The organism is Tardiphaga sp., from assembly GCF_044336785.1.
Classification (GTDB): Bacteria; Pseudomonadota; Alphaproteobacteria; order Rhizobiales; family Xanthobacteraceae; genus Tardiphaga.
Genome location: NZ_JBIIOT010000007.1, coordinates 1 through 25556 on the forward strand (window position 1 = coordinate 1; position 25556 = coordinate 25556).

Sequence of the window (25556 nt, forward strand, 5' to 3'; positions counted from 1 at the left end):
CAGAAATACGATCCGTATCGCAACTATCCCCGCGAGAAGTGGGCCAAGCTGCGCGACGACATGCCGATGGCATTGAATGCCGAGGAGATCGCGGCACTGCGCTCGATGCATGATCGCCTCGATCTGCGCGAGGTGGAGGAGATCTATCTGCCGCTGTCGCGCCTGCTCTCGATGTATGTCACTGCGCATCAGCGGCTCTATGTGGCGCAGCGCAAGTTTCTCGGCATCGAAGATCGCAAGATGCCTTACATCATCGGCGTCGCCGGCTCGGTCGCGGTAGGAAAATCCACCACAGCGCGTGTGCTGCAGGCGCTCCTGGCGCGCTGGTCGCCGAAGCCGAAGGTCGATCTCGTCACCACCGACGGTTTCCTGTTTCCCAATGCGGTGCTCGAGCGCAACGGCATCATGCAGAAGAAGGGTTTTCCGGAGAGCTATGATCTGCCGCTGCTGCTGCAGTTTCTCAGTGACATCAAGGCGGGCCGCACCAATGTCCGCGCGCCCGTCTATTCGCATCTCACTTACGACATCGTCCCGGACAAATTCGTCGAGGTCGATCAGCCCGACATTCTGATCGTCGAAGGCGTCAATGTGCTTCAGGCCGGCCGCCTGCCGCGCGATGGCAAGGCGGTGCCTGTGGTGTCCGACTTCTTCGATTTCTCGGTCTATATCGATGCCGATGAGCCGGTGCTGCGCGAATGGTATGTGAAGCGCTTCCTGGCGCTGCGCGATACGGCGTTCCACGACAAGCGCTCCTATTTCAATCGCTATGCGCTGCTGTCGGATGAAGAAGCAACGGCAACCGCGCTGGCGATCTGGGAGCGGACGAACCTCGCCAATCTCGAGGACAACATCTTGCCGACGCGGCCGCGGGCGACGTTGATCCTGAAGAAGGGCGCGGATCACGTGATTGAAAACGTGGCGCTGCGGCGGCTGTAGTCCATGCTCTTACTGTCATCGCCCGGCTCGACGGGGCGATCCAGTACGCACGGCTGCTGACGCGTTTCTGAGACGGCAGAGTTTACTGGATCGCCCGCTTTCGCGGGCGATGACAAGCGGAGGGAGGCGCCGCTCCGAAGCGCTTACGCCGCCTTCGCTTCCCCACCAAAATGCTCGATATATCGCGCGCCGATCGCCGACACCGGCATCACGATCAGCACATCCGTGGTGCCGAACTGATGATCGATGACGGCACCATCGCCGATCATCGCGCCGATGCGCAGATAGCCCTTGATCAGCGGCGGCAATGCACGGAGCGCGGCCTTCTGGTCGATGGCGTCTTTCGGCATCCGGTTCATCTCGACATAGCGTGAACCATGCGCGCGGGCGCGCCATTCTTCGGGTGCGCGGGCATTGTGATGCAAGAACGACAACGGCAGTGCGAGTGCGTCCGGATCGGTGCCTTCAAAGCTGGCACAGCCGATCATCACGTCAAAACGGTTCTGCTTCACATAGCTCCAGATGCCCTGCCACAGCAGCTCGACGGTGCGCTTGGTGCGATAACGTTCCTGCACGCAGGAGCGACCCAGTTCGAGGAAGCGCAGTCCTGGATGGTTGTGCAGGATGCCATCGAGATCGAACTCGTTCTCGGTATAGAAGCCGCCATTCTTCATCGCCATCTCATGGCGCAGCAGGCGATAGGTGCCGACCACCGGCTGCCGGCCCGATAGCGTCGGCTTGGCCGCATGATCGACGACGAGCAAGTGATCGCAGATCTTATCGAACGCATCCTTGTCGCGGCGTGCCAGCATGGTGGCGGCGTCGGCGATGGCGGTGCCGTTCTTGTAGAACACCTTGTAGCGTAGGCGCTGCGCGCGCTTCACGTCGCGCTTGTCCTGGGCGAGCCGCACTTCCAGCGGGCCCATGCGGCCAAGCGATGGCGCGCCTTTTGAGTTCAGGTTTTGCGGATTGAAATTGGCGGGATCGAAATTGAAGGGTGGCTTGAACCAGGTGATGGCGGTCTGTGCCGCAAGCGCCATGTTCTGCGGCCGCAACATCTGCATCATGCCTGGTTTAACAAGGCCTGATTTAACAAGGCCTGGCTTGATGATGCCTGGCTTCGGTCGAACGAGTTCGTTGCCGTGCATAGCCAATCCCCGACTTACCCCAGGCCGCGATGAGCCCCACGCGAATCGACGCGGCCCATCGACACCAGACATCACGGGTGATCGACAGAGGTGTGACGGGTGTATTGCGAAGGTGTGACAGGACAGGTTGGGGAAAGAGAGCGACAAACACGCCCCTTATCCTGAGGAGCCGCGCAGCGGCGTCTCGCAGGATGGGCTACACGCTTTGAGCCCAGCCATTCATGGTTCGAGACGGCGCTTCGCGCCTCCTCACCATGAGGACGGAGTCTAAGCAGCGATATGCCGGCCCGCGGCCAGATGCTTCAGCGCCTCTTCCAGCTTGTCGCGGTCCAGCGGCTTGAGCAGGAAGCCATCCATGCCCGCTTCAAAACAGGCATAGCGATCTTCCACCAGCGTATTGGCGGTCAGCGCCAGGATCGGCGTGCGACGGACGCGCTGGCCGGCTTCCAATGCGCGGATGCGCTTGGCGGCGGCGATGCCGTCGAGTTTCGGCATCTGGATATCCATCAGCACGAGATCGAATGGCGTGCCGGCCGCATCCGACGCCATCCAGGATTCCAGCGCCTGTTCGCCATTGGTCGTGACCACAGTGCGGTGGCCGAGCCGTGTCAGCAGCGAGCGCATCAGCAGCGCATTGATCTCGTTATCTTCGGCGACAAGGATCGAGAGGCCGTCACTCGCTGTGGCGTCATTTGACGCAAGGGCCGCGTCTTCCATCACCGGCGCCGGATCATCCGTCTGCAAACCCAATAGCTTCGCCAGCGATGCCGCGCGCAGTGGCTTGATCAGATAGCCGGTAAGGCCTTCTGTCGCCGTCGGCTGCAATTCGTGTCGCATGGCGGGCGTGAACAGGCCGATGCGCTGCGTGGCATGCGAAACAGCGCGCTCAGACAGCCGTTCGAATTCGCTGGCACCAAGCGCGCGGTCGATCAGCACGGCGCGCCATGGCCGCTGCGGCAGCAGCGCCAGCGCGACATCTGTATCGGAGACCATGCAGGTCTGCGCACCCCAGCGCTCCAGGCGCCGGGCAATCAGCGAGGCCTCGATGCTTTGCGGCGCCACCAGCATCACAGACTGGCCGCTGAGATCCGGCGGCACGAAAGCTTCGGCGCGGTCATTGGAGGCGACCAGCGGGATCGCGACTTCAAAGGTGGAGCCGACACCGGGCTGGCTCTGCAGCGCGATGCGGCCGTTCATGCGCTTGACGATGCGCTCGCTGATGGAGAGCCCGAGGCCTGTGCCGCCAAAATTCCGCGCCGTGCGTTCATCCGCCTGTTCGAATTCGCGGAAGATGCGCTGCTGGGCATCCGGCGCGATGCCGATGCCGGTGTCGCGCACGATGAAGCTGACTTCATTGGGCCAGATGCCGGGCTCGACGATCAGCGCCACGCCGCCGGTGGAGGTGAATTTGATCGCATTGCCGGCGAGATTGAGCAGCACCTGCCGCAGGCGTGCGGCATCGCCGATCACCTCCAGCGGCAGCCGCTCATCGATATAGGCGGCGATTTCGAGGTCGCGCGCCTGCGCGCGCGGGGCCAGGAGTTCCGTGATGTCCTCGATCAATGATGACAGTGCGAAGGGACGATAATCGAGGTCGATCTTGCCAGCTTCGATCTTGGAATAGTCGAGCAACTCCTCGATCAGCGACAACAGCGATTCGCCCGATGTCTTCACAGCGCGGGCATAAGTCGTTTGCTCCGGTGACAGCTGGGTATCGAGCAAGAGGCCGCTCATGCCCAGAATGCCATTCAACGGCGTGCGGATCTCATGCGAGGCCATGGCGAGAAAACGCGATTTTGCGCGATTGGCGGCATTGGCATTGTCGCGGGCGTCGGACAGTGCGCGTTCGGTCTCGGTACGATCGGTGACGTCGCGACCGACACTTTGCAACTCGGCCGGACGATTCGCATCGATGCGCACCATGCCTTCGCGCCAGGCGATCCAGCGCGGGCCGGTGGCGGCGGCGATACATTGATCGTGGATGCTGGTGCCGTTCGACTCATTGGCACTGTCGCCCTGCTCCAGCACTTTCAATTCAAAATGGCTGCCGACCAGCGCATCACGCGGAGTTTCCGCCAATGTGCAATAGGCATCGTTGACATAAGTGATGCGGCCGTCCTGATCGCGGATGACGATGAGATCGTCCTGCGCCTCGAACAGATGGCGCGCGCGTTCCTCGGCTTCCTTCAGTTCCCAGTTACGATCGACCAGCGCCTCGTTGAGGGCACTGACCTTGCACATGCGCTTGTGCAGGAAGCGCATGCGGATGCTCATGCTGACAAGGGCGACGCAGGCGACGGCGAACAGAAAGCTGGCGCCGATCGCAAAGGCGTGAGGATCGTAACCCGAGGTCGGCGAGGCCGCGGCGGAGATGAAGCCATAGGCGCCACCGAATGCCGCGGAGAACATCACGAAGGAGCGGATGGCGAAAGACAGCCATGGAAAGCGACGCGCAAAGCGCCGGAACATGACCTTGATCCGGAAAATGCGTTTAGCCACGGCGCCACTCCGGCTCGATGCGGTGTTGTGGCGATGATGTCCCGATCAGATTGCCAAGGCGTTGCGCGCGCGGCGATGATACCGAAGCGGTCTCGTTATGGTTGATGAAGCCTTAACGGGCGTCAGAAGCTCGCGGCCGCCATGCGCGCCGGCGGCGCATTCCGTGCTGCGACGATCAGGGCTGCAGCGTCCCGCACCGTGAAACTCCGCGAGCGCACGAAAATGCGATAATCGGCCTCACCGCTTTCCGACAGATAGATGATCGGATCCGTGCTGGCAGCCGATGCCGTAATACCGACGAAACGCGTCGCGGCATTGGTGGCGCAGACACCGGGCTCATCGGTATCTTCGTCATCGATCACGGCGAAATCGGCGCTTTCGGCATTATCGACGATCTGTACCCGCACAGTGGCGCGGTCGGGATCGTCGGTGAAGCTGACATGGCTCTGTGCTTGCCATGGCATGGAGGCGAGCTGGACCGTGCTGTCGCCCGCGGCGATACAGGGACGTACGGACGCAAACAGCTCCCCGCGCGCGAGGAAAGCGGCAATCGCCAACGGAATCGTGGAGGCCAAAATCTTGAAACGCAGCATGATACGCACTCGCCCCTTCACCCCGTAATGCGGGGTATGGTGAGCGAAGCGTAAACGAGACTGGTTACTGCGGGGTTGACGATACGCGCATTCGTTGTGGTCTCAAGCTGCGCTCCTCACCTCGTCGGCCAATGCACGATAGGAGAGCGCTTCTGCCAGATGCAGCCGGCCGATCTTTTCGATGCCATCGAGATCGGCCAGGGTCCGCGCCACGCGCAGCACGCGATGATAGCCGCGGGCGCTAAGCCGCATGGTCTCGGCGGCTTCTTTCAGCAGCGCGAGGCCCTGCTTGTCGGGCTGCGACACCGTTTCGAGAACGGATGCTGGTGCAGATGCATTGGTGTGCGTGCCGATCAGTCCCGCATTCTTGTAGCGCGCGGTCTGCAGGCTGCGTGCGGCCGCCACCCGTGCTGCGACTTCCGCTGATCCCTCCGATGGTGGCGGCAGGATCAGGTCGGCGGCCGTCACGGCGGGAACTTCGATGCGCAGGTCGATGCGATCCATCAACGGGCCGGAGATCCGGGTCTGGTAGTCCGACGTGCAGCGATCGATCCGCCCGCGTTTGCAGGCAAAGCCGGGCTCGAAGGCATGGCCGCAACGGCATGGGTTCATCGCCGCCACCAGCATGAAGCGCGCGGGATAGGTGACGCGATGATTGGCGCGGGACACCGACACCTCGCCATTCTCCAGCGGCGCGCGCAGGGAATCGAGCACGCGTGGGTCGAATTCCGGCAGTTCGTCGAGAAACAGCACGCCCTGATGCGCCAGCGAGATCTCGCCGGGCCTGGCACGCAGCCCGCCGCCGGTAAGCGCCGCCATGCTGGCCGAATGATGCGGGGCGCGGAACGGCCGCTGCGCCGTCAGCGCACCGTCGCGGATCATCCCGGCGACCGAGGCGATCATCGAGACTTCGAGCAATTCAGCCGGCGCCAGCGGCGGCAGGATCGATGGCAGCCGCGCGGCGAGCATGGATTTGCCGGAACCGGGCGATCCCATCATCAGGAGATGATGACCTCCAGCCGCTGCAATTTCCAATGCACGCTTGGCGCTCTCCTGGCCCTTGATGTCCCGGAGATCGAGCCGTGAGTCCTCGCGGGTCTGCACCCTCGGCTGCGGCCGCGATAGCACCTGGGTGCCTTTGAAGTGATTGGCGATCTGGATCAGCGATTGTGCCGCGATGATCTGGATATCCGGGCTGGCCCAGGCTGCCTCGGCGCCGCAAGCGACCGGACAGATCAGCCCCTCGTCGCGGACATTGGCGCCGATCGCTGCCGGCAACACCCCGGCGACCGGTGCGAGCGAGCCATCGAGGCCAAGTTCGCCGAGCACGGTGAAGCCTGCGAGCGCGTCATGCGGGATCGCGCCGATGGTCGCCATCAGGCCGAGTGCGATCGGCAGATCGTAATGGCTGCCTTCCTTCGGCAGATCAGCCGGCGCAAGGTTGACGATGATCCGCCGTGCCGGTAGCGCGAGACCGGACGCCGTGAGTGCCGCGCGAACCCGCTCGCGCGCTTCGGAAACGGCCTTGTCGGGCAGGCCGACGATAATGAAATTCGGCAGGCCGGGCACCACTTGCACCTGCACGTCCACCGCGCGGGCCTCGATCCCCTCGAATGCGACCGTCGCGACATGCTGCATGATGCCACCCTGATATTCTATTTAAGGTAGCAATGGTTTTGGATGATGACAAGAACGTTAGACAGCGGTGTTGCACATCGTCGCGAGGGTTATTGATCGGCTTGCAGCAAATCATAAACTCCGCCATGCGAAGCATGACAAGAATCAAGTGACGATGAAGTCCGAGTCTCCGCCGCATGTCAGAGTGCCCGTCCAGGCAAACCATTGTTTCCGACGACGCCGAGCAGCTCGCCGCTTTGCGGGCGAAGATTGCGGCTCAGGACGCCGAACTCGCGCAGCAGGCTGCTAAACTCGCCCATAGCCAGAAGATCTTCGACCGTGCCTCGGCCGCCGCGCGCATCGGCGTCTGGGAATGCGAATTGCCGAGCGAAACGCTGACATGGACCGATGTGGTTTATGACATTTTCGATCTGCCGCGCGGCGTGATGCCGGAACGTGGCGCGACACTGAAATGTTACCCGGAAGAATCCGTTCGCGAACTGACCAAGCGGCGCAACAAGGCGATCGAGGATCGCACCGGCTTCACGCTCGACGCCGAAATCATCAGCTTCAAGGGCATCCGGCGCTGGATCAGGATCACGGCGACCGTCGAGTCCGTCGATGGCGTCCCTGTTCGCATTTTCGGCATGAAGCAAGACATCACGGACGAGAAGATCCTGGCCGATCGCACACGCTATCTCGCTGAATTCGATGTTCTCACTGGTCTCGCCAATCGCAGCCAGTTTCAGACGCGGTTGTCCGTGCTGGATCATGCATCGTCGCAACGCCCGTTCGGCGCATTGCTGCTGATCGACCTCGATGAATTCAAGCCGGTCAATGACAGCCTCGGCCATGCTGCCGGTGACGAATGCCTGAAGCACGCGGCAGAGCGCATCCGCGATGTCTGTCCGGATGCCGAACTCGTCGCACGGATCGGCGGCGATGAATTCGCCGTGCTCCTCGGCCCTGACGCGCGGCTTGCGGAAGCATCAGACGCCGCGCGTGCGATCATCGCGCATCTCGGTTATCCCATGGAGTATCGCGGGCATCAGCTGAAGATCGGTGCGTCCGTGGGCATCGCATTGGCGGACAATCACACGCCGTCGGCGCAGCTCAATATCATGGCAGATGCCGCGCTCTATGCGGCCAAGAAAGCCGGCCGCAATACATTCCGCATCCACAAGGCCGGCATTTCCGCGCTGACCGGTGGATTACCCGCAGGCGCGGACCGATTGCTGGACAATCCCGCGGCGTCCACCGCCGCAGGATTGTCGCCGGCGTTTCGTGCGCTTACAGGTTCATGATCATTGGCTCCGCGATATAGCGGAAGCCATCGCCGGCCTTCACCACGTGGCCATAGCCTGGCCAGGCGAAGTGATAGGACATCACGGCGGTCTTGTTCGCCGCCAGCATGTCCAGCATTTTCACGCGCGAGACTGCCGCCATCTTCGGATCGGAATCATACGAGAATTCCATCCGTGGTTTTTCGAGCAGCAAGACCTGATGATGGGTGAGATCGCCGAGGAAGGCGAATGACTTGCCTGCCGAGGTGATCATGAACATGTGGTGGCCGAAGGTGTGGCCGGGCGCATGCATGGCGGTGACGCCGGGCAGGAATTCCTGATTATCCTTGAAGAAGACGAGACGGTCCTTCACCGGCATCAGGTTCTTGCGCGCATGGACGACGAAATCCTTCAGCGGCGAGCCCAGCTTGCCTTCGTCGGTCCAGAACTTGAAGTCCTCCTCGCTGATATAGACCTGTGCATTCGGAAATAGAGGCTTGTCGTTCTCATCGACGATGCCGCCGATATGATCGATATGCGCATGCGAGCAGACGATGGCGTCGATATCCGCCGGTTTGATCCCGGCTTCGGCAATGCTCTTCTGCAGGCGGCCGGTGGTGGGCCCGAACAGTTTCGATGTGCCCATGCCGGTGTCGAACATGATGAGCTTGTCATTCATGTTCACGATCGGCACGTTCTGCTCGAGGATGACATTGCTGGGCGACAGGAAATTGTCCGTCAGCATTTTCTGCACGTCTTCCTTGGGCACGCCGACAAAGGTGCCCGAGGGATCGCCGAGCGGTAGCGGCCCGTCGGAGACGACAGAGACTTCGGCGTCGCCGAAGGTGAAGCGGTGGAAGTAGGGCGCCTGGGTGCCGAGCTTCGGCGCTTTCGCCGATGCGCTGCCGATCAGGCCGGGAGCGATGAGGTTTGCGCCGAGCCCTGCACCGAGCGCGAGCAGCGAACGTCGCGAGACGTCTGAAGTCATGCGTTCCTCCAACTATGCTTTTGTTAGCCGTCATGGTGACGGGCCGCTCGATTGGATGAGCGTGCGCGGCCATGCTGCGCCCGTCGGTGCGGACTGGCAAGCAAAAGCGTGGAGGACATATCTCGCAGTTGCGATGAAATCGTAGGATGGGTTGAGCGTAGCGATACCCATCGGATCTGGCGCTGGTGGTGATGGGTATCGCTGCGCTCAACCCATCCTACAGGACAGCGTATTACTTCCGCTTCGCCTCGACCACATCCCAGATGCGCGCCGCGACATCAGGCCCGCCGAGTTTCGCGATCGCGCGGATGCCCGTGGGCGAGGTCACATTGATTTCGGTGAGGTTACCATCGATCACGTCGATGCCGACGAACAGCAACCCGCGCTCGCGGAGTGCCGGGCCGACGCGCTCGCAGATCTCGCGTTCGCGTGGCGACAGTTCGGTGGATTTCGCCGCACCGCCGCGCACCATGTTGGAGCGCAGGTCGTCTTCGGCCGGCACGCGGTTGACGGCGCCGGCGAATTCGCCGTCCACCAGAATGATGCGCTTGTCGCCGTGCTTCACTTCGGGAAGGAAGCGCTGGATCACCCACTGCTCCTTGAAGGTCACCGAGAACAGGTCATAGAGCGAGCCGAAATTCATGTCCTGCGGCAGCACGCGGAAGACGGCGGCGCCGCCATGACCGTGCAGCGGCTTCATCACGACGGCGCCATGCTCGGCGCGGAACGCGTTGATCTCGTCCTTGTCGCGCGAGATCAGCGTCGGTGGCATCAGGTCGTTGAAGCCCATGACAAAGATCTTTTCCGGCGCGTTGCGCACCGAGGCGGGGTCGTTCACCACCAGCGTCTTCGGATGAATGCGTTCGAGCAGATGCGTGGATGTGATGTAAGCGAGATCGAAGGGCGGGTCCTGCCGCAGCAATACGACGTCAAAGCTTTCCATGTTGACGCGCTCGGGGTCGCCGAGCGTGAAGTAATCGCCCTCGACGTCGCGGACTTCCAGCGGCTGCACCGGCGCCACCACGTCATTGCCGCGCAAAGAGAGCTTGTCCGGCGTGTAATAGGACAGGCGGTGGCCGCGCTTCTGCGCCTCCAGCAGCATCGCAAAGGTGGAATCGCCCTTGTGGTTGATGCGGGCGATGGGGTCCATCTGGACGGCGATGTTCAGGGTCATGGGATCATTCCGGAGTGAAGCGTCAGGAGGCGGCGTCGAATGCCGCTAACAGATGGCGTGGCAGATGCTTTGGCGCAATCAGGATGACGTCGAAACGCATGTCGAAATCCGCATGTTCGGGATGCGTCATCAGCCAGCCTTGGGCGGCATTGCTGATGCGCACCTGCTGCTGCGGGGTAACGGCATAGGCGGCGTCATTGAGGGTCTCACGCGCCTTCACCTCGACAAAGGCGATCAGGTTGCGCTTGCGCGCCACGATATCGATCTCGCCATGGGGCGTGCGGAAGCGGCGGGCGAGGATGCGATAGCCTTTTGCGAGCAGCATCGCGCTGGCGCGGCTTTCCGCAGAAAGACCTGTGGCGAAAGCAGCCACGCGCTGGGGCGACGGCGCCTTGCTGCGGCCGGGCGCCGACATCTCCCTGGGCTTAACCATCGCCGGTCTCCCTGGCGAGTTCGAGCGCGCGGGCATAGACGGCGCGGCGCTGCCGGCCGGACAATTCGACCGCATGCGCGACGGCATCCTTGACGCTGTCGCGCTGCAGAGATGTGCGCAGCAAGGCGTCGAGATCGTCATCGGTCATCGCCTGCGCATCGGCTGCAGGCGGCCCGAGCACGACAACGAATTCGCCGCGCGTTTCCAGCTGATCCGCAGTCCGCGCGAGTTCAGCAACAGGGCCGCGTGAAATTTCTTCATGCAGCTTGGTCAGCTCGCGGCAGATCGCCACGTCGCGCTGGCCCACGATGTCGGCGAGGTCGCCGAGCATCTCCTGCACGCGGTTGCCGGATTCGAACATCACGATGGTGGCGTCGATGCGGGACAGTTCCTCGATCCGGGTGCGACGCGCCACCTGCTTCGAGGGCAAAAAACCCTCGAAGAAAAAACGATCCGTCGGCAGTGCCGAGACGGCAAGCGCCGTCAGCACCGAGGATGGGCCCGGCAGCGCAAACACGTCGAAGCCGGCCGTGGTCACTTCGCGCACCAGCTTGAAACCGGGATCGGAAATCAGCGGGGTGCCGGCGTCCGAGATCAGCGCGATCGATCCGCCTTCCGCAAGTTTGGCGAGAATTTTTGGCCGCGCCGCTTCGGCGTTATGCTCGTGATACTGCTTGAGATCGGCGGCGATCCCGTAGCGCTCCATCAAACGGCGCGAAATGCGGGTGTCCTCGCAGGCGATCACATCAGCCCCCGCAAGCACTTCGAGCGCGCGAAGGGTGATGTCGCCGAGATTGCCGATCGGCGTCGCCACCAGATGCAGGCCCGGCGCGGCTTTCGGCGCCGTCAGCACATGGCCGGACACCGTAAAAGTCCGTTTCGGGACATTGGATTCGGAGGTTATTGGGTCAGCACGCATGGGAGCAATCTAGAGGGAAACGCGGCAAAGAGGGACAGTCGTTTTTCGGCCGTCGTTCCCCGTTACCGGAGACCTTGTCTGGCGCTGCGCCAAATATAAACCTTTTGTTTCGGTTAACTAATCCCGAACAGTATGTCTGAATCCACGCTCCCGATATAGACAGGGGAGTGCGCCGGCATGCCGGCCGAGAAGAAGAGAAGCGATGGCCGATCCGTTCGATCCGAAAACTGCACGTCCGGGCCCCTCCCGGCGAACGGCCGTGAAAGCAGGCCTCGGTCTCCTGCTCGGTTCGCCCTTGCTGGCAGCCTGTTCGGGCCTGCAGCAAACGCTCACCAATAATTACAGCACAGGGCCCGCCAACGAGCAGCCGCCGGGTCCCGCCGGGCCCGCGCAGCAGCCGCAGGCGATCGGCACCGGGGGCGTCAAGGTCGGGGTCATCCTGCCGCAATCGGCGGCCGGCAATGCCGGCCTCGCCGCGCAGTCGATGAAGAATGCGGCGGAGATGGCCTATGCCGAATTCCAGAACCCGAATATCCAGCTTCTGATCAAGGACGATGCGGGCAGCGCCGCCGGCGCGCAGCAGGCGGCCCAGCAGTTGCTGAACGAAGGCGCAGAGATCATTCTCGGGCCGCTATTTGCGGTGTCGGTGCCGGCGGTGGCGCAGCTCACGCGGGCGCGCAACATTCCGGTGATCGCATTTTCCACCGATTCGAGCGTGGCGGGGCGCGGCGTCTATCTGCTGAGTTTCCTGCCCGAATCCGACGTCAATCGGATCGTCGATTATGCCGTCAGCACCGGCAAGCGCTCCTTTGCGGCGATGCTGCCGGAAAATGCCTATGGCAACGTGGTCGAGGTCGCATTCAAGCAGGCGGTGGCACGCAAGGGTGCGCGCGTCGTCGCATTCGAGCGCTATGGCAGCGACCGCAGCAATGCGGCGAAGAACATTGCCGCGCAACTGACGGGGGCCGATGCGCTGCTGCTCGCCGATGACGGCGATGCGGTGGTGGCCACGGCGGATGCGCTGGTCACCGCTGGCGCCAATCTCCGCAATGTGCAGTTGCTCGGCACCGGCTTGTGGGACAATCCGCGGGTGTTCAACAGCGCGTCGATGCAGGGTGGTTTGTATGCCGCGCCTGATCCGGCCGGGTTTCGCGCGTTCTCCGGTCGCTATCGGACGAAGTATGGCAATGATCCCGTCCGCACGGCCACGCTGGCCTATGATGCGGTGGCGCTGGTCGCGGCCCTCGCCCGGACGCAAGGTGGTCAGCGCTTCACGCCGGAGGTGCTCACCAATCAATCCGGCTTTGCCGGAATCGATGGGCTGTTCCGTTTCCGTCAGGACGGCGGCAATGATCGCGGGCTGGCTGTCATGAAGGTGGCGTCGGGTGGTGGTCAGCCGGTGGCGGGTTCGCCGAAGAGTTTCGGGACGTAATTCCGATGTCGTCCCCGCGAAGGCGGGGACCCATAGCCTCCGAGCCTATGATTGAAACGGCATAGAAGCGACGACGGTGCCGTCCAAATTCTCCAGCGTGTATGGGTCCCCGCCTTCGCGGGGACGACTTGTTACGCCGCGAGATCCGCGACCACCGCATCGAGCACTGGAAATCCCTCCTGCGTCACGCGCAGGCGACCGTTCTCGATCACGATGGCGCCCTCTTCGCAGAGATTCTCCACCCGCTTGGGATCGAACGGACGGCCCGACAGCGCTTCATAACGCGCGGGATCGATGCCTTCGACCAGCCGCAGCCCCATCAGCAGATATTCGTCGGCGCGTTCCTCGCTGTTGAGGCTTTCATCCAGTGTCACACCGTGACCGGTGGCCTCGACACGCATCAGCCACGTCTCCGGGCGCTTCTCCGTCGAAGTCGCATGACGAATGCCGTCGATATCGATGCGGCCATGGGCGCCCGGACCGATGCCGGCATATTCCTGGCCACGCCAGTAGACGAGATTGTGTTTGCACTCGGCGCCCGGCCGCGCGTGGTTTGAAATCTCGTAGGTGGGCAGGCCGTGTTGCGCGCAGACCTCCTGCGTCACGTCATACAGAATGCGCGAGAGGCCCTCTTCCGGCGTCTTCAACTTGCCGGCGGCATGCAGGCCGAAGAACGGCGTGCCTTCCTCGATGGTCAGCTGATACAGCGAGAGATGTTCGGCAGCTTCCGAGATGGCGAGCTTGAGCTCGCTCGTCCACATCTCCGGCGTCTGGTCCGGTCGTGCATAAATAAGATCGAACGAGTAGCGATCGAACGCGCTGCGCGCGATGGCGACGGCATCGAGCGCTTCGCGCGCGCTATGCAAGCGTCCCAGCGATTTCAGCGAGGCATCGTCAAGTGCCTGCACGCCGAGCGACACACGATTGACGCCGGCCGCGCGATAGCCGTGAAAACGCGTCGCATCGACGGAAGTCGGGTTCGCTTCCATCGAGACCTCGACGGCGGAATCCACGTTCCAGTATTTCGCGATCGAATCGAGGATTGAACCGACGGTCTGCGGCTTCATCAGCGACGGCGTGCCGCCACCGAGAAAGATAGATGTCACCGTGCGGTTCGGAATACGCGCCGCAGTGGTCTCGATCTCGCGCGCAAAAGCGCGGGCAAAACGTTCTTCGTCGATTTGCTGGTGCCGCACATGACTGTTGAAGTCGCAATACGGGCACTTCGACAGGCAAAACGGCCAATGCACATAAACGCCGAAGGCGTCCTGCTGTGCGTTAGCGTTGCTCAAGGCAGATCTCCGCGAGTTTCACGAAGGCTTTTGCACGATGCGACAGACCCTGGCCGAGCGGCGGCAGGCCGTGTTTCTCCACCGCAGTCATTTCGCCGTAAGTGCGTTCATGGCCATCGGGCAGAAAGGTCGGATCATAGCCGAAGCCGGCGGTGCCGCGCGGTGGCCAGACCAGGGTGCCATGGGCATGGGCCTCGACCTCTTCAAGGTGGCCGTCGGGCCACGCGACGCAGAGTGCGGAGACGAAATGCGCGGTGCGCTTGTCGGGCGTGGTCGCGCCGCGCTCCTGCAACAGGCGCTCGATCCGCGTCATCGCCGCGTTAAAGTCTTTTGTTTCGCCGGCCCAGCGCGCCGAATAGATGCCGGGTGCGCCGTCGAGTGCATCGACGACCAGGCCGGAATCATCGGCGAAAGCGGGCAGCTGCGCGACATTGGCGGCGGCAATCGCCTTGATCGCGGCATTGGCCTTGAACGTGTCGCCGGTCTCATCGGGTTCTGCGAGGCCGAGTTCGCCGGCCGACACCGCCTCGATGCCATAGGGCGCCAGCAGATCGCGCATCTCGGCGAGTTTGCCGGGATTATGCGTGGCGATCACGAGCTTGCCGGTGATTCGACGATGTTGAGTCATGGGATACTATAGCTCGAAACTGTCATTCCGGGGCGCGCATCGCGCGAACCCCGAATCTCGAAGTGGAGAATCTCAATACAAGGTTCCGGGTTCGCGCTGCGCGCGCCCCGGAACGACAGAGTTTTACGCCACCGCCATCTTCTGCAAATCCACCAGCTTGCCGACGCCCTGCTGGGCCAGCGCCAGCAGCTTTATCAGCTCGTCCTGGGTGAACGGCTCCTTCTCCGCGGTTCCCTGGATCTCGATGATGCGGCCGTCGCCGGTCATGACGAAATTCGCATCGGTATCGGCCTCGGAATCCTCGGCGTAATCGAGATCGAGCACCGGAGTACCTTGGTAGATGCCGCAGGAGATCGCCGCGATATTGGTGCGCAGCACCTTGTCCGCGGTGTCCTTCTTGAACATGTTGCGGCTTTTCATCCAGGCGATGCAATCGGCCAGCGCCACCCAGGCGCCGGTAATCGACGCCGTGCGGGTGCCACCATCGGCCTGGATCACGTCGCAATCGATGGTGATCTGGCGCTCGCCGAGCGCTTCGAGGTCCACCGCGGCGCGCAGCGAGCGGCCGATCAGGCGCTGGATCTCGACGGTGCGGCCGCCCTGCTTGCCGGCGGCGGCTTCACGGCGGGTACGTTCCAAAGTGGCACGGGGCAGCATGCCGTATTCGGCCGTGACCCAGCCGCGGCCCTGGCCCTTGAGCCATGGCGGCAGGCGTTCTTCCAGCGTGGCGGTGACCAGCACATGGGTGTCGCCGAATTTCACCATGCAGGAGCCTTCGGCATATTTGACGACGCCGCGTTCCAGCGACACAGCGCGCAATTCATCGGGCGCACGACGGCTTGGCCGCATGAGAAAAATCCTTCCAAATGTTCCGATAATGTCTGTTGGCCGAGCTTTTAGGGGGGCCGGGCGGCAGCGGCAAGGGCAGCCGGGGTTCCGCAGGCGCGAAGGTGCTTGTATCCGGGCGCCCGCGACGACAAATTGGGACGGAAGGAGTGCTCCATTGGCGCATCACGATCCCATCGGCCTGATTTCGCCACGAGCCGGGCTTGCCCAGCTCAATGAGCGGTCGCGCGAGATTTTTCGCCAGATCGTCGAGAGCTATCTGGCCACCGGCGAGCCGGTCGGGTCGCGCAACATTTCGCGGCTGATCACCGTGCCGCTGTCGCCGGCCTCGGTCCGCAATGTGATGTCGGATCTGGAGCAGCTCGGCCTGATCTATGCGCCGCATACCTCGGCCGGACGTTTGCCGACCGAACTGGGCCTGCGCTTCTTCGTCGATGCCCTGATGCAGGTCGGCGATCTCACGGAGCCGGAACGGCAGTCGATCCAGCAACAGCTCTCTTCGGTTGGTCGCTCGCAATCCGTCGAAGCCGCCATCGGCGAGGCGCTGACGCATCTCTCCGGCCTCAGCCGTGCCGCCGCGGTGGTGCTCACCGCCAAGTCGAATGCGCGGCTGAAACACATCGAATTCGTGCGTCTGGAGCCGGAAAAGGCGCTGGTCGTGCTGGTCTCCGAAGACGGCCAGGTCGAAAACCGCGTGCTGACGCTGCAGCCCGGCGTGCCTTCTTCCGCGCTCACCGAAGCCTCGAATTTCCTCAATGCCCGCATTCGCGGTCGCACCCTTGCCGAAGCGCGGCTCGAACTCGAAACCACGCTCAAGCAGAACCAGGCCGAGCTCGACCAGCTGACGCAGAAAGTCATCGCAGCTGGCCTTGCTTCGTGGTCCGGCGGCAATGGCGACGATCGCCAGCTGATCGTGCGCGGGCAGGCCAATCTGCTGGAAGATCTGCACGCGCTGGAGGATCTGGAACGCGTCCGCCTGCTGTTCGAGGATCTGGAAACCAAGCGCGAGGTGGTCGATCTGCTCGGCCGCGCGGAGAGCGCCGAGGGCGTCCGCATCTTTATCGGTTCCGAGAACAAGCTGTTCTCGCTGTCCGGCTCGTCCACCATTATTGCGCCTTATAGTGACGGTGCAGGCCATATTGTGGGTGTGTTGGGCGTGATCGGGCCGACGCGGCTGAATTATGCCCGCGTCATTCCCATGGTGGATTACGCAGCCCGCATCGTCAGCCGCATGCTGGGCGGCTGATCGGCCCGGTTCAGCTTGATTTTTGCCCAGTAAACCAACATATCCGGGGTCAGCAACCCCACCCCATTGAGCGTGTTTCGAGAAGGCAGAGTCATGACTGAGTCCAACGGGCAGAACGACAACCACGACAAGACGGCCGCGGCCGCCGAGCCGGTGGTCTCGAAGCCCTATGTCATGCCCGACGATCCGGAACCGAATTCCGTCGAGGCCCTGCAGAAGGAAGCCGCGGATGCGCGCGACCGCACGTTGCGTACGCTGGCCGAGATGGAAAATCTCCGCAAGCGGACCCAGAAGGAAGTCGCCGACGCGCGCGTCTATGGCGTCTCGAAATTTGCCGGCGACATCGTCGATATCGCCGACAACCTGCAGCGCGCCATCGATGCCGTGCCGGCGGATGCGAAGGAATCGGCTGACGCTGGCCTCAAGGCATTTATCGAAGGCGTCGAGCTCACCGAGCGCTCGCTGCTCAGCGCGCTGGAAAAGCATGGCGTGAAGAAGATCGATCCGACCGGCGAGAAGTTCGATCCGAACTTCCATCAGGCGATGTACGAAGTGCCGGATGCGTCGGTGATTTCGGGCACTGTGGTGCAGGTCGTGCAGGCCGGCTACACCATCGGCGAACGCGTTTTGCGCCCGGCGCTGGTCGGCGTGTCGAAGGGCGGCGCCAAGGCGGCGCCGGCTGCGAGCGAGTAACGCTCCATCTGTCATCGCCCGGCTCGACCGGGCGATCCAGCAAACTCAGTCCGTGCAGTGTGTATTGGGTCACCCGATCAAGTCGGGTGACGACAGAAAGAGCTTAGCTGTTCGAGCCCACCTGCCCGGCTTCCCAGCCGATCATCGCCTGTTTGCGCGTAATCCCCCAGTGATAGCCTGTCAGCGCGCCGGATTTGCCCATGGCGCGGTGGCACGGGACCACGAAGGAGATCGGGTTGCGCCCTACCGCGCCGCCGACGGCGCGCGAAGCTGTGGGCTTCTCGATCTTGCAGGCGATGTCCGAATAGCTGACGGCGCGACCCATCGGGATTTTCAGCAGCGTCTCCCAGACCCGGACCTCGAAATCCGTGCCGATCAGCACCACGCGCAACGGCTGATCGGGGCGCCAGAGTTTGTTGTCGAAGATGCGCCGCGCCAAGGGCGCCGTGGCCTCCATATCCTCGATCATCCGCGCGGCCGGCCAACGGCGTGCCATGTCGGCAAAGCCGGCCTGCTCCTCGCCGGCGTCGGCAAAGGCCAGCCCCGCAAGGCCGCGATCGCTGGCGATGACGATGGCGGTGCCGAAGGGCGAGGGATGGAAGCCATAGCGCAGCTCCATGCCGGCGCCGCCGGTCTTCCATTCACCCGGCGACATCGCCTCGTGGGTCACGAACAGGTCGTGCAACCGGCTCGGTCCTGACAGGCCGGAATCCAGCGCCGCATCCAGCACACTGGCGGAATCGCGCAGCAGGCCCTTGGCGTGGTCCAGGGTCAGCGCCTGCATGAAGGCCTTTGGCGTGAGGCCAGCCCAGCGGCGGAACAGGTGATGCAGCTCGTCCGGCGTCACGCTGGCGGCATCGGCGACGTCCTCGATGCTGGGCTGGTGTTTCCACTGCCCGTGCATGAAGCCGATGGCGCGGCGAACACTGTCGTAATCACGCAGGGCCGCATCCCGCAGGCCCGGCTTGATGGGGCGATGGTCATTCATCGCAACGTCTCTGGCAAAATTCATCATGCTGCGGATCTAGGCCTCGCAGCCCCTGCAAACCACCCGATTCCAGATCAGCCATCATGTCACCGGATTGTAGCTCGGGCCGCGCCGGGCGTCCTGCAGGGCGTCCAGCAACGCACTGAGGAAACTCGCCTTTTCCTCGGCGCCTAGGAACCGCGCAATCGACACGCGGCGGCCGCGCGAGACCAGGAACAGCTGTTCGATGCCGAATTCAGCGTGCTCGACGCGATCCACCTGCACCCAGAGCGGATTGAACGCCCATTCCACCACATCGCCGCGCGGGGAGACGCGGCGGACACGGATTTCCGAAAGGGTGACGGTGATCTCCTCCGTCGCCCTGGCGCGGCGGTCGTAGATCCTGAACGCCACATAGATTGCCAGCACGTCGAGGCCGAAAAAGCCGAATACCGGCCAGGCACCCATCCAGAGAAACATCATGCCGGCGCCAAATGACACGACGCTGACGCAGGCCATCAGCACGAGAAAGCCCTTGCGGCTCAGCGCGCGGTGCGGACGCAGCAGCGCGGTGAACAGCTTCGGCTCGGCTTCGTGAAAGTCGTTGCCCTGTGTCATCGGCGCCCACTATATCCCCCTGATGCCGAAAATCACCCGCCAGCCTGCCGCCCGCGCGAAGACCCCCGTTGCAAAAGCCGCTGTGGCGAAGAAAGCGGTGGCGAAAGCCAAAGTCGTTAAAAAGGCAGCCAAGCCGAAGACGACCAAGCTGAAGCGCTGGACGGCTGCCGAGATTCATGAAGCTTTTTCACGCTTCCAGACGTCCAACCCCGAGCCCAAGGGCGAGCTCGAACATCTCAATCCCTATACGCTGCTGGTCGCCGTGGTGCTGTCGGCGCAGGCCACCGATGCCGGCGTCAACAAGGCCACGCGCGCGCTGTTTCCGATCGCCGATACGCCGCAGAAGATGATCGATCTCGGCGAGGAGACGGTCCGCGAATACATCAAGACCATCGGCCTCTATCGCACCAAGGCAAAGAACGTCATCGCGCTGTCGGAGAAGCTGATCCGCGACTTCGGTGGCGTGGTGCCGCGCACCCGTGCCGAACTGGAGTCGCTGCCGGGGGCGGGGCGCAAGACGGCCAATGTCGTGCTCAACATGGCGTTTGGCGAACATACGATGGCGGTGGACACGCATGTGTTTCGCGTCGGCAACCGCACCAATATGGCACCGGGCAAGAATGTGCTGGATGTGGAGTTGGAGCTTGAGCGGGTCATTCCCGACGAGTTCATGCTGCATGCGCATCACTGGCTGATCCTGCACGGCCGCTACACGTGCCTGGCACGGAAACCGCGTTGCGAGGTGTGCTTGATCAATGATCTGTGCCGGTGGCCGGAGAAGACGGTGGTCTGACCTGCTGCGACACACGCTACCCCTCATCCTGAGGAGCGCGCAAAGCGCGCGTCTCGAAGGATGGCCGCGGACTCAGAGCCACGCCATCTCATGGTTCGAGACGGCGCTGCGCGCCTCCTCACCATGAGGGACCGAGCATGGCATGATGGAACCCGGCCCTCACCCGCTTTCGACCCATTTTCATCACATTGCCAAACCCACAATGCGGCAATTGGGAGAAATGGATGTTCAAGGCCATATTGCTGCTGATTGCGTCTTTCGTCATTGCCGGCCCGTCGATCACACCCGCTTACGCCGATTTCGAGAGCGACAAGCGCGCCTGCATCTATCCCGGCCAGGATTTTGACGGCGAGATTGCTGCCTGCGATCGGCAGGTTACATCCGGTCGCTATCGCGGCAATGACCGCGCCATCGTCTATCGCAATCGCGGCATCAAGTTCATGAACCGCTGGAGCCGCAGCGTTGCGCCTTCCGACGTCGCGCTCGCGCTGACCGATTTCAGCCGAGCGATCGAATTCAATCCGCGCTATGCGGATGCCTATGTCAGCCGCGGCAAGGCCTATGCGGCCAAGAATGATCTCGATCTCGCTCTGTCCGACTACAGCGAAGCGATACGCATCGATCCGCGCAATGTCGCGGGCTTCACCAGCCGCGGTGATCTCCATCGCGTCCGCGGCGACGGCGACCGCGCCATCGCCGATTTCAGTGATGCGATCCGCCTTGATGCGAAGAATGGTTTTGCCTATCGCAATCGCGGCTTTGTCTACGGCGTCAAAGGCGATGACGATCGGGCCATCGCTGATTATGGCGACGCCATTCGTATCGATCCGCGCGATGCGCTGGCTCGCAACAATCGCGGCAACATCCTGCTGAAAAAGAAGCAGTTTGATCGCGCCATCACGGATCTCTCCGAAGCCATCAAGCTCGATCCGTCATTTGGCGCTGCTTATGCCAATCGCGGGTTGGCGCAGGAGGCGCTCGGCAAGCCGGCATTGGCACGCAACGACTTCACCGTCGCGCTGACCTTGCCGGAGAAATATGCCAACGGAAAATGGGCGCGCGACAAGGCACGCGAGCGGCTGGCAGCACTGGAGGGCACCAGCACTGCGCCGTCCGCTGTCCCATCGACCTCAACACCGCCATCGTCGATCAAAATTCCCTCGATCGCATCCACCGTGCCGACTGCGCCTTCGGCAGCGCCGCCCGGCGCCAGCGGACCGGCTGCGGTCGCGCCGGTGATCGCCGCTGCAGCACCGACGGCAACATTGCCGCTGGGGCCGCGTGATCGCCGTATCGCGCTGGTGATCGGCAATTCCGCCTATAGCAGCGTGTCGGCCCTGACCAATCCAAGGCGCGACGCCGCGCTGGTGGCGGATACGCTGAAGAAAACCGGCTTCTCCACGGTCACCGTCCTCACCGACCTGCGCAAGGATGCGCTGATGACGGCGCTGCGCGAATTCGCCGTGCAGGCCGAGGCGGCGGACTGGGCGGTCGTCTATTATGCCGGCCATGGCATGGAAGTCGGTGGCGTGAACTATCTCATTCCCGTCGATGCGCGCATCGCTGTCGATCGCGACATCGAATTCGAGGCGGTGCCGCTCGGGCAGATCCTCAATGCCGCCGAGCGCGCCAAGAAACTGCGCCTCGTCATCCTTGATGCCTGTCGCAATAATCCGTTCGCCAACAAGATGAAGCGCACGCTGGAAGTGGCCTCGCGCTCGACCTCGCAGGGGTTGGCTGCGGTCGAGCCGGAAGCCGGTACGATGGTCGTCTATGCCGCCAAGGATGGCGAAGTTGCGCTCGATGGCGCCGGTGCCAACAGCCCGTTCGCCACGGCACTGGTGAAGAACCTGCCGACGCCCGGCCTCGAGGTGCGCCGGCTGTTCGACTACGTCCGCGACGATGTGATGGACCTGACCAAACGCAAGCAGAAGCCGTTCAGCTATGGCTCGATTTCGGGGCGGCAGGATTTTTACTTCGTGGCGGCGAAGTAGTAAGCTCTGCCCCTCATGGTGAGGAGGCGCGCATAGCGCCGTCTCGAACCATGAGATCGCTTGGCTCAGGAGTATGCGGCCATCCTTCGAGACGCGCGCGCTGCGCGCTCCTCAGGATGAGGGAGGAGTACTGAAATTCTACGCAACAGGCGCCTTCACCCGCCCCGGCTCGATCAGCTCCGGCCGTGGCCCGCTGAGCTTCTTGTGCATGTGAACCATGAACGCCATGCCGAAGAGCGGCGTGGCAAGATTGACGATCGGGATCGACACGAAGGCGGCGATGAACAGTCCGGCCGTGAACACGGTGGCTGAATGCTGCCGGCGCATTGCCTTGGCTTCCGCAGGCGAGCGGAAGCGCATCGCGGCCAGTTCGAAATATTCACGGCCAAGCAGCCACGCGGTGGCAATGAAGAAGATGAGAAAGCCGATGCCGGCAAACAACACGAAGGGCAATGCGATCAGATAGACGCCGATCGTCAGCAATGCCGTCTTGCCGCCCTCGAAGATTGCGTTGCCGAGCGGCAGCGCGGTGCCTGCGCGTTCGGCCGGATGATGCTCGCGCTCGACGATATCGGCGACATCATCGACAAAAATGCTGGCCACCAATGAAGTGATCGCCGGCATCAGGAAGATCGCGCCGGCAACCACGCTGAGCCCGGCCGCGATGGACAGGATCCAGGTCAGCACCGAGACCATGCTGTGATAGTCCGAGCCCACCATACCCTCGGCCCAGACGCCACCGGCGGTGGCGGCCCAGTTCAGGAAACGCTGCATGCCGATCGCCAGCACGGTGATGAACACCAGTGCCATGCCGATCGACTTCCACAGGATGCTGCGCATCGGTGGCGACAAAATTTGCGAGAGCGCCTTGAAGGCCGCAGCGAGCATTCGATTTTTCTCCTTGCAATCACGAACACGTAACAACTGCAAAGTTGTCAGACAAGTGCAGCGCAACATCCACTTCTTCACTGGACGGATAAATAGAAAGGGGTAGTCTCCCCAAAAAAGATCACCAGGGAGGACGATGTCTTGATCACCAAGGGTACCCGTGCGCTTTTGTTTGCGACTGCCGCTTCCGGATTTTTCCTGAGCGCGGCGCCTGCCTTCGCCCAGCAGAGCATCACCGTCTGGTTCAGCAAGGGCTTTTACAAATCCGAAGATGAATCGCTGCTGGCGGCAATCAAGAAGTTCGAAGAGAAGACCAAGATCAAGGTCGAGCTCTCCCAATACGCCATTCAGGACATGATCCCGAAAACGGTGGCCGCGCTGGATTCCGGCACGCCGCCCGATGTCGCCTATGCCGACACCTATGACGTTCAGGCCTCCGGCAAATGGGCTTTTGAAGGCAAGCTTGAGGACATCACGGATGTTCTCAAGCCGATGATGGACAAGTTCGCGCCCAACACGGTGGAAACCGCGTTGCTGATGAACGGACAGACCAAGAAGAAGGGCTATTACGGCTTTCCGCTGAAGCAGCAATCCATGCATGTGGAGATCTGGAGCGACATGCTCCAGCAGGCAGGCTTCAAGGTCGAGGATATTCCCAAGGACTGGAAGGGCTATTGGTCATTCTGGTGCGACAAGGTGCAGCCGGCCTATCGCAAGGCCTCGGGCAGCCGCGCCTATGGTGTCGGCCAGCCGATGGGCGTGGAGTCCACGGACTCGCTGCAGTCGTTCTACACCTTCATCGATGCCTATAACGTCAAGCTGGTGGACGACGACGGCAAGCTGACGGTGGACGATCCGAAGGTGAAGGAGGGCCTGATCGGGGCGCTGCGCGATTACACCGATACTTATGTCAAGGGCTGTACGCCACCGTCCTCGACCACGTGGAAGGATCCCGACAACAATGTCGCCTTCCACAATCGCAGCATCATCATGACCCACAATTTCACGATCTCGATCGCGGCAAAGTGGTTCGAGGATTCGCAGAACCAGACGCTGACGCCCGAGCAGCGCGCGGCCGGCAAGAAGGCGTATGAAGACACGATCATCACCGCATCTTTCCCGCTGAAGCCGGACGGCACGCCGATCAAATATCGCTCGGATGTGAAGACCGGCATGATCTTCTCGCAATCGAAGAACAAGGCCGGCGCGCGCGAATTCGTCAAGTTCCTGCTCGAGGAAGAGAACCTGCAGCCTTATGTGGAAGGCGCGCTGGGCCGCTGGTTTCCGGTGACCAAGGCGGGTCAGGCCTCGCCTTTCTGGCAGGCCGACAAGCATCGCAAGGCGGTCTACACCCAGTTCATGGGCGGCACCACGCCGTTCGATTTCACCAAGAACTACAAGTTCACCATGCTCAACAACGAGAATGTGTGGGCCAAGGCCATGAACCGCGTGGTCAGCGAGAAGGTGCCGGTGGAGAAGGCCGTGGATGAGCTGATCGCACGGATCAAGGAAATCGCGGGCTAAGCCGCATCATACGCGTCGTTCCGGGGCGCGCGTCGCGCGAACCCGGAACCTCATGCCGCTCTATCACCTGCCGGAGCCAGTATCAGAGCTCCATCACTTCGAGATTCCGGGCTCTGTTTCGACGCCTCCGGCGTCGATCCCGCCCCGGAATGACAGGCAAATCCCATGACGGCGATCACCTACACCACGCCTTCCACCACCTCCCGTCCCCTCTCCGCGCGGTTCTCGACCCCGCAGGTCTGGGGCATTCTCATGCTCGCGCCCTATATCCTCGTCTTCCTCGCTTTCGTGGTCTATCCGATCAGCTATGGCCTCTGGCTCGCACGCCATCCCGCCAGCTATGTCGCGCTCTACAACGATCCCGTTTTCGCGCGCGCGGTCGTCAACACGCTGATCTTCCTGATCATCGGCATCAATGTGAAAATGCTGATCGCCCTCTTCCTGTCCGGCTTCTTCGTGCAGACGCGCACCTGGATCCGCTGGCTGTCGGTGCTGTTCATCCTGCCCTGGGCGGTGCCGTCGATCCCGACCATCCTGTCGGTGCGCTTCATGTTCAATCCGGAATGGGGCGTGATCAATAACCTGATCTTCAAGTTCACCGGCGATGACGGCCCCAACTGGCTCAACGATCCCGCCATCGGCCTGACGCTGGCGATCATGGTCCATATCTGGAAGTCGCTGCCGTTCTGGACGCTGATCCTGATGACCGGGCGGCTCGCCATCTCCACCGACATGTTCGAGGCGGCCGATGTGGACGGCGCCAGCTGGTGGCAGAAATTCCGCTTCATCACCTGGCCGTCGATGCAGACGCTATATCTGACCTGCACCCTGCTCTCGATGATCTGGACGCTCGGTGATTTCAACAGCGTCTATCTGCTCACGGGTGGCGGGCCCGCCGATCTCACCCATGTGCTGGCGACGCTCGGTATCCGCTATCTCCGGCTCGACCAGCTCGATCTCGCAATGGCGTCCATCGTCTGCGCGATGCCGCTGGTGCTGCCGCTGGTCTATTTCATGATGAAGAGGCTCTCGCGATGAAGGCCCA

23 protein-coding genes are annotated in these 25556 nt (G+C 62.5%); 9 read left to right on the top strand and 14 right to left on the bottom strand.

All coding sequences use genetic code 11. The annotated features are described in order from the left end of the window. Positions 1 to 936, top strand: a 936-nt coding sequence (coaA, locus tag ACIQ2A_RS03515) for a type I pantothenate kinase (RefSeq protein WP_398475811.1), incomplete at its 5' end; no start/stop codon positions are given. Positions 937 to 1079: 143 nt separating this feature from the next. Here the strand turns inward: coaA and ACIQ2A_RS03520 are convergent. The 4 genes from ACIQ2A_RS03520 to ACIQ2A_RS03535 all read right to left on the bottom strand — a co-directional run bounded on the left by ACIQ2A_RS03520 (position 1080) and on the right by ACIQ2A_RS03535 (position 6817). Next, entirely contained in the window at positions 1080 to 2003 is a 924-nt protein-coding gene (locus ACIQ2A_RS03520; RefSeq protein WP_398475813.1) for a GNAT family N-acetyltransferase, read from the bottom strand. Positions 2004 to 2351: 348 nt separating this feature from the next. Continuing rightward, positions 2352 to 4553: an ATP-binding protein gene (locus tag ACIQ2A_RS03525; protein WP_398475981.1), complete on the bottom strand. Its 2202-nt coding sequence runs from the start codon at positions 4551 to 4553 to the stop codon at positions 2352 to 2354. Between the two features lie 152 nt (positions 4554 to 4705). Then, the gene (locus tag ACIQ2A_RS03530; protein WP_398475815.1) at positions 4706 to 5176 is read right to left on the bottom strand and encodes a hypothetical protein; all 471 of its coding nucleotides are present in this window, start codon (positions 5174 to 5176) and stop codon (positions 4706 to 4708) included. A gap of 102 nt (positions 5177 to 5278) precedes the next feature. After that, positions 5279 to 6817, bottom strand: a complete 1539-nt coding sequence (locus ACIQ2A_RS03535; RefSeq protein WP_398475983.1) for a YifB family Mg chelatase-like AAA ATPase — start codon at positions 6815 to 6817, stop codon at positions 5279 to 5281. A gap of 173 nt (positions 6818 to 6990) precedes the next feature. Between ACIQ2A_RS03535 and ACIQ2A_RS03540 the strand changes: the two genes are divergently transcribed. After that, on the top strand, positions 6991 to 8097 hold the full coding sequence (locus tag ACIQ2A_RS03540; RefSeq protein WP_398475818.1) for a diguanylate cyclase domain-containing protein: 1107 nt from the start codon (positions 6991 to 6993) through the stop codon (positions 8095 to 8097). Here the strand turns inward: ACIQ2A_RS03540 and ACIQ2A_RS03545 are convergent. The 4 genes from ACIQ2A_RS03545 to rsmI form a co-directional block, all read right to left on the bottom strand. Continuing rightward, positions 8084 to 9064 carry an MBL fold metallo-hydrolase gene (locus ACIQ2A_RS03545; protein WP_398475821.1) on the bottom strand — a complete coding sequence of 327 codons (981 nt, stop codon included), beginning with the start codon at positions 9062 to 9064 and terminating at the stop codon, positions 8084 to 8086. The genes ACIQ2A_RS03540 and ACIQ2A_RS03545 overlap by 14 nt on opposite strands. Before the next feature lie 232 nt (positions 9065 to 9296). Continuing rightward, positions 9297 to 10238 (bottom strand): glutathione synthase, encoded by a 942-nt coding sequence (gshB, locus tag ACIQ2A_RS03550; RefSeq protein WP_398475823.1) that lies wholly within the window; start codon positions 10236 to 10238, stop codon positions 9297 to 9299. A gap of 22 nt (positions 10239 to 10260) precedes the next feature. Next, positions 10261 to 10671 carry a YraN family protein gene (locus ACIQ2A_RS03555; RefSeq protein ID WP_398475825.1) on the bottom strand — a complete coding sequence of 137 codons (411 nt, stop codon included), beginning with the start codon at positions 10669 to 10671 and terminating at the stop codon, positions 10261 to 10263. Continuing rightward, positions 10664 to 11590: a 16S rRNA (cytidine(1402)-2'-O)-methyltransferase gene (gene rsmI / locus ACIQ2A_RS03560; RefSeq protein WP_398475827.1), complete on the bottom strand. Its 927-nt coding sequence runs from the start codon at positions 11588 to 11590 to the stop codon at positions 10664 to 10666. Before rsmI ends, ACIQ2A_RS03555 begins: the two co-directional genes overlap by 8 nt. A 202-nt stretch (positions 11591 to 11792) precedes the next feature. On the opposite strand from rsmI, the gene ACIQ2A_RS03565 reads away from it, so the two are divergent. Further along, positions 11793 to 13022, top strand: a complete 1230-nt coding sequence (locus ACIQ2A_RS03565) for a penicillin-binding protein activator (protein ID WP_398475829.1) — start codon at positions 11793 to 11795, stop codon at positions 13020 to 13022. A gap of 131 nt (positions 13023 to 13153) precedes the next feature. On the opposite strand, the gene hemW is transcribed toward ACIQ2A_RS03565, so the two are convergent. From hemW to rph, 3 genes are all read right to left on the bottom strand, one after another. After that, positions 13154 to 14314, bottom strand: coding sequence for a radical SAM family heme chaperone HemW (hemW, locus tag ACIQ2A_RS03570; RefSeq protein ID WP_398475831.1), 1161 nt, complete (start codon positions 14312 to 14314; stop codon positions 13154 to 13156). Beyond that, entirely contained in the window at positions 14301 to 14942 is a 642-nt protein-coding gene (rdgB, locus tag ACIQ2A_RS03575; protein WP_398475833.1) for an RdgB/HAM1 family non-canonical purine NTP pyrophosphatase, read from the bottom strand. The genes hemW and rdgB overlap by 14 nt, the downstream gene beginning before the upstream one ends. A gap of 123 nt (positions 14943 to 15065) precedes the next feature. Continuing rightward, complete coding sequence (gene rph / locus ACIQ2A_RS03580) at positions 15066 to 15791, bottom strand: ribonuclease PH (RefSeq protein ID WP_398475835.1); 726 nt, start codon at positions 15789 to 15791, stop codon at positions 15066 to 15068. Between the two features lie 154 nt (positions 15792 to 15945). Here rph and hrcA point away from each other — a divergent pair, with 154 nt between their 5' ends. Continuing rightward, on the top strand, positions 15946 to 17034 hold the full coding sequence (hrcA, locus tag ACIQ2A_RS03585; protein ID WP_398475837.1) for a heat-inducible transcriptional repressor HrcA: 1089 nt from the start codon (positions 15946 to 15948) through the stop codon (positions 17032 to 17034). A gap of 93 nt (positions 17035 to 17127) precedes the next feature. Further along, positions 17128 to 17727 (top strand): nucleotide exchange factor GrpE, encoded by a 600-nt coding sequence (gene grpE / locus ACIQ2A_RS03590; RefSeq protein ID WP_398475839.1) that lies wholly within the window; start codon positions 17128 to 17130, stop codon positions 17725 to 17727. 103 nt (positions 17728 to 17830) lie between these two features. Here the strand turns inward: grpE and ACIQ2A_RS03595 are convergent, their stop codons facing one another. Continuing rightward, complete coding sequence (locus ACIQ2A_RS03595) at positions 17831 to 18715, bottom strand: methylated-DNA--[protein]-cysteine S-methyltransferase (RefSeq protein ID WP_398475841.1); 885 nt, start codon at positions 18713 to 18715, stop codon at positions 17831 to 17833. Between the two features lie 81 nt (positions 18716 to 18796). Continuing rightward, a complete protein-coding gene (locus tag ACIQ2A_RS03600) occupies positions 18797 to 19312 on the bottom strand; it encodes a DUF2244 domain-containing protein (protein WP_398475843.1) in 516 nt (171 codons plus the stop codon). A 22-nt stretch (positions 19313 to 19334) separates the two neighbouring features. Between ACIQ2A_RS03600 and nth the strand changes: the two genes are divergently transcribed. Beyond that, positions 19335 to 20105, top strand: a complete 771-nt coding sequence (gene nth, locus ACIQ2A_RS03605; protein ID WP_398475845.1) for an endonuclease III — start codon at positions 19335 to 19337, stop codon at positions 20103 to 20105. Positions 20106 to 20329: 224 nt separating this feature from the next. After that, the gene (locus ACIQ2A_RS03610) at positions 20330 to 22099 is read left to right on the top strand and encodes a caspase family protein (RefSeq protein WP_398475847.1); all 1770 of its coding nucleotides are present in this window, start codon (positions 20330 to 20332) and stop codon (positions 22097 to 22099) included. A 138-nt stretch (positions 22100 to 22237) separates the two neighbouring features. Here ACIQ2A_RS03610 and ACIQ2A_RS03615 read toward each other — a convergent pair whose 3' ends face one another. Then, positions 22238 to 22987 carry a sulfate transporter family protein gene (locus ACIQ2A_RS03615; protein ID WP_398475849.1) on the bottom strand — a complete coding sequence of 250 codons (750 nt, stop codon included), beginning with the start codon at positions 22985 to 22987 and terminating at the stop codon, positions 22238 to 22240. A gap of 141 nt (positions 22988 to 23128) precedes the next feature. Between ACIQ2A_RS03615 and ACIQ2A_RS03620 the strand changes: the two genes are divergently transcribed. Both ACIQ2A_RS03620 and ACIQ2A_RS03625 read left to right on the top strand, forming a co-directional pair. Further along, complete coding sequence (locus ACIQ2A_RS03620) at positions 23129 to 24511, top strand: ABC transporter substrate-binding protein (RefSeq protein WP_398475851.1); 1383 nt, start codon at positions 23129 to 23131, stop codon at positions 24509 to 24511. 165 nt (positions 24512 to 24676) lie between these two features. Beyond that, positions 24677 to 25549, top strand: coding sequence for a carbohydrate ABC transporter permease (locus tag ACIQ2A_RS03625; RefSeq protein WP_398475854.1), 873 nt, complete (start codon positions 24677 to 24679; stop codon positions 25547 to 25549). Positions 25550 to 25556: the final 7 nt, after the last annotated feature.

Bases quoted from the DNA above. Each gene is read 5' to 3' on its own strand.
- ACIQ2A_RS03595 (WP_398475841.1), bottom strand. From the start codon at position 18,715: ATGAATGACCATCGCCCCATCAAGCCGGGCCTGCGGGATGCGGCCCTG.
- ACIQ2A_RS03555 (WP_398475825.1), bottom strand. From the start codon at position 10,671: ATGGTTAAGCCCAGGGAGATGTCGGCGCCCGGCCGCAGCAAGGCGCCG.
- ACIQ2A_RS03540 (WP_398475818.1), top strand. From the start codon at position 6,991: ATGTCAGAGTGCCCGTCCAGGCAAACCATTGTTTCCGACGACGCCGAG.
- rph (WP_398475835.1), bottom strand. From the start codon at position 15,791: ATGCGGCCAAGCCGTCGTGCGCCCGATGAATTGCGCGCTGTGTCGCTG.
- ACIQ2A_RS03525 (WP_398475981.1), bottom strand. From the start codon at position 4,553: ATGTTCCGGCGCTTTGCGCGTCGCTTTCCATGGCTGTCTTTCGCCATC.
- ACIQ2A_RS03565 (WP_398475829.1), top strand. From the start codon at position 11,793: ATGGCCGATCCGTTCGATCCGAAAACTGCACGTCCGGGCCCCTCCCGG.
- ACIQ2A_RS03530 (WP_398475815.1), bottom strand. From the start codon at position 5,176: ATGCTGCGTTTCAAGATTTTGGCCTCCACGATTCCGTTGGCGATTGCC.
- ACIQ2A_RS03615 (WP_398475849.1), bottom strand. From the start codon at position 22,987: ATGCTCGCTGCGGCCTTCAAGGCGCTCTCGCAAATTTTGTCGCCACCG.
- rsmI (WP_398475827.1), bottom strand. From the start codon at position 11,590: ATGCGTGCTGACCCAATAACCTCCGAATCCAATGTCCCGAAACGGACT.
- rdgB (WP_398475833.1), bottom strand. From the start codon at position 14,942: ATGACTCAACATCGTCGAATCACCGGCAAGCTCGTGATCGCCACGCAT.
- ACIQ2A_RS03625 (WP_398475854.1), top strand. From the start codon at position 24,677: ATGACGGCGATCACCTACACCACGCCTTCCACCACCTCCCGTCCCCTC.
- ACIQ2A_RS03600 (WP_398475843.1), bottom strand. From the start codon at position 19,312: ATGACACAGGGCAACGACTTTCACGAAGCCGAGCCGAAGCTGTTCACC.
- ACIQ2A_RS03520 (WP_398475813.1), bottom strand. From the start codon at position 2,003: ATGATGCAGATGTTGCGGCCGCAGAACATGGCGCTTGCGGCACAGACC.
- ACIQ2A_RS03610 (WP_398475847.1), top strand. From the start codon at position 20,330: ATGTTCAAGGCCATATTGCTGCTGATTGCGTCTTTCGTCATTGCCGGC.
- nth (WP_398475845.1), top strand. From the start codon at position 19,335: ATGCCGAAAATCACCCGCCAGCCTGCCGCCCGCGCGAAGACCCCCGTT.
- gshB (WP_398475823.1), bottom strand. From the start codon at position 10,238: ATGACCCTGAACATCGCCGTCCAGATGGACCCCATCGCCCGCATCAAC.
- ACIQ2A_RS03545 (WP_398475821.1), bottom strand. From the start codon at position 9,064: ATGACTTCAGACGTCTCGCGACGTTCGCTGCTCGCGCTCGGTGCAGGG.
- grpE (WP_398475839.1), top strand. From the start codon at position 17,128: ATGACTGAGTCCAACGGGCAGAACGACAACCACGACAAGACGGCCGCG.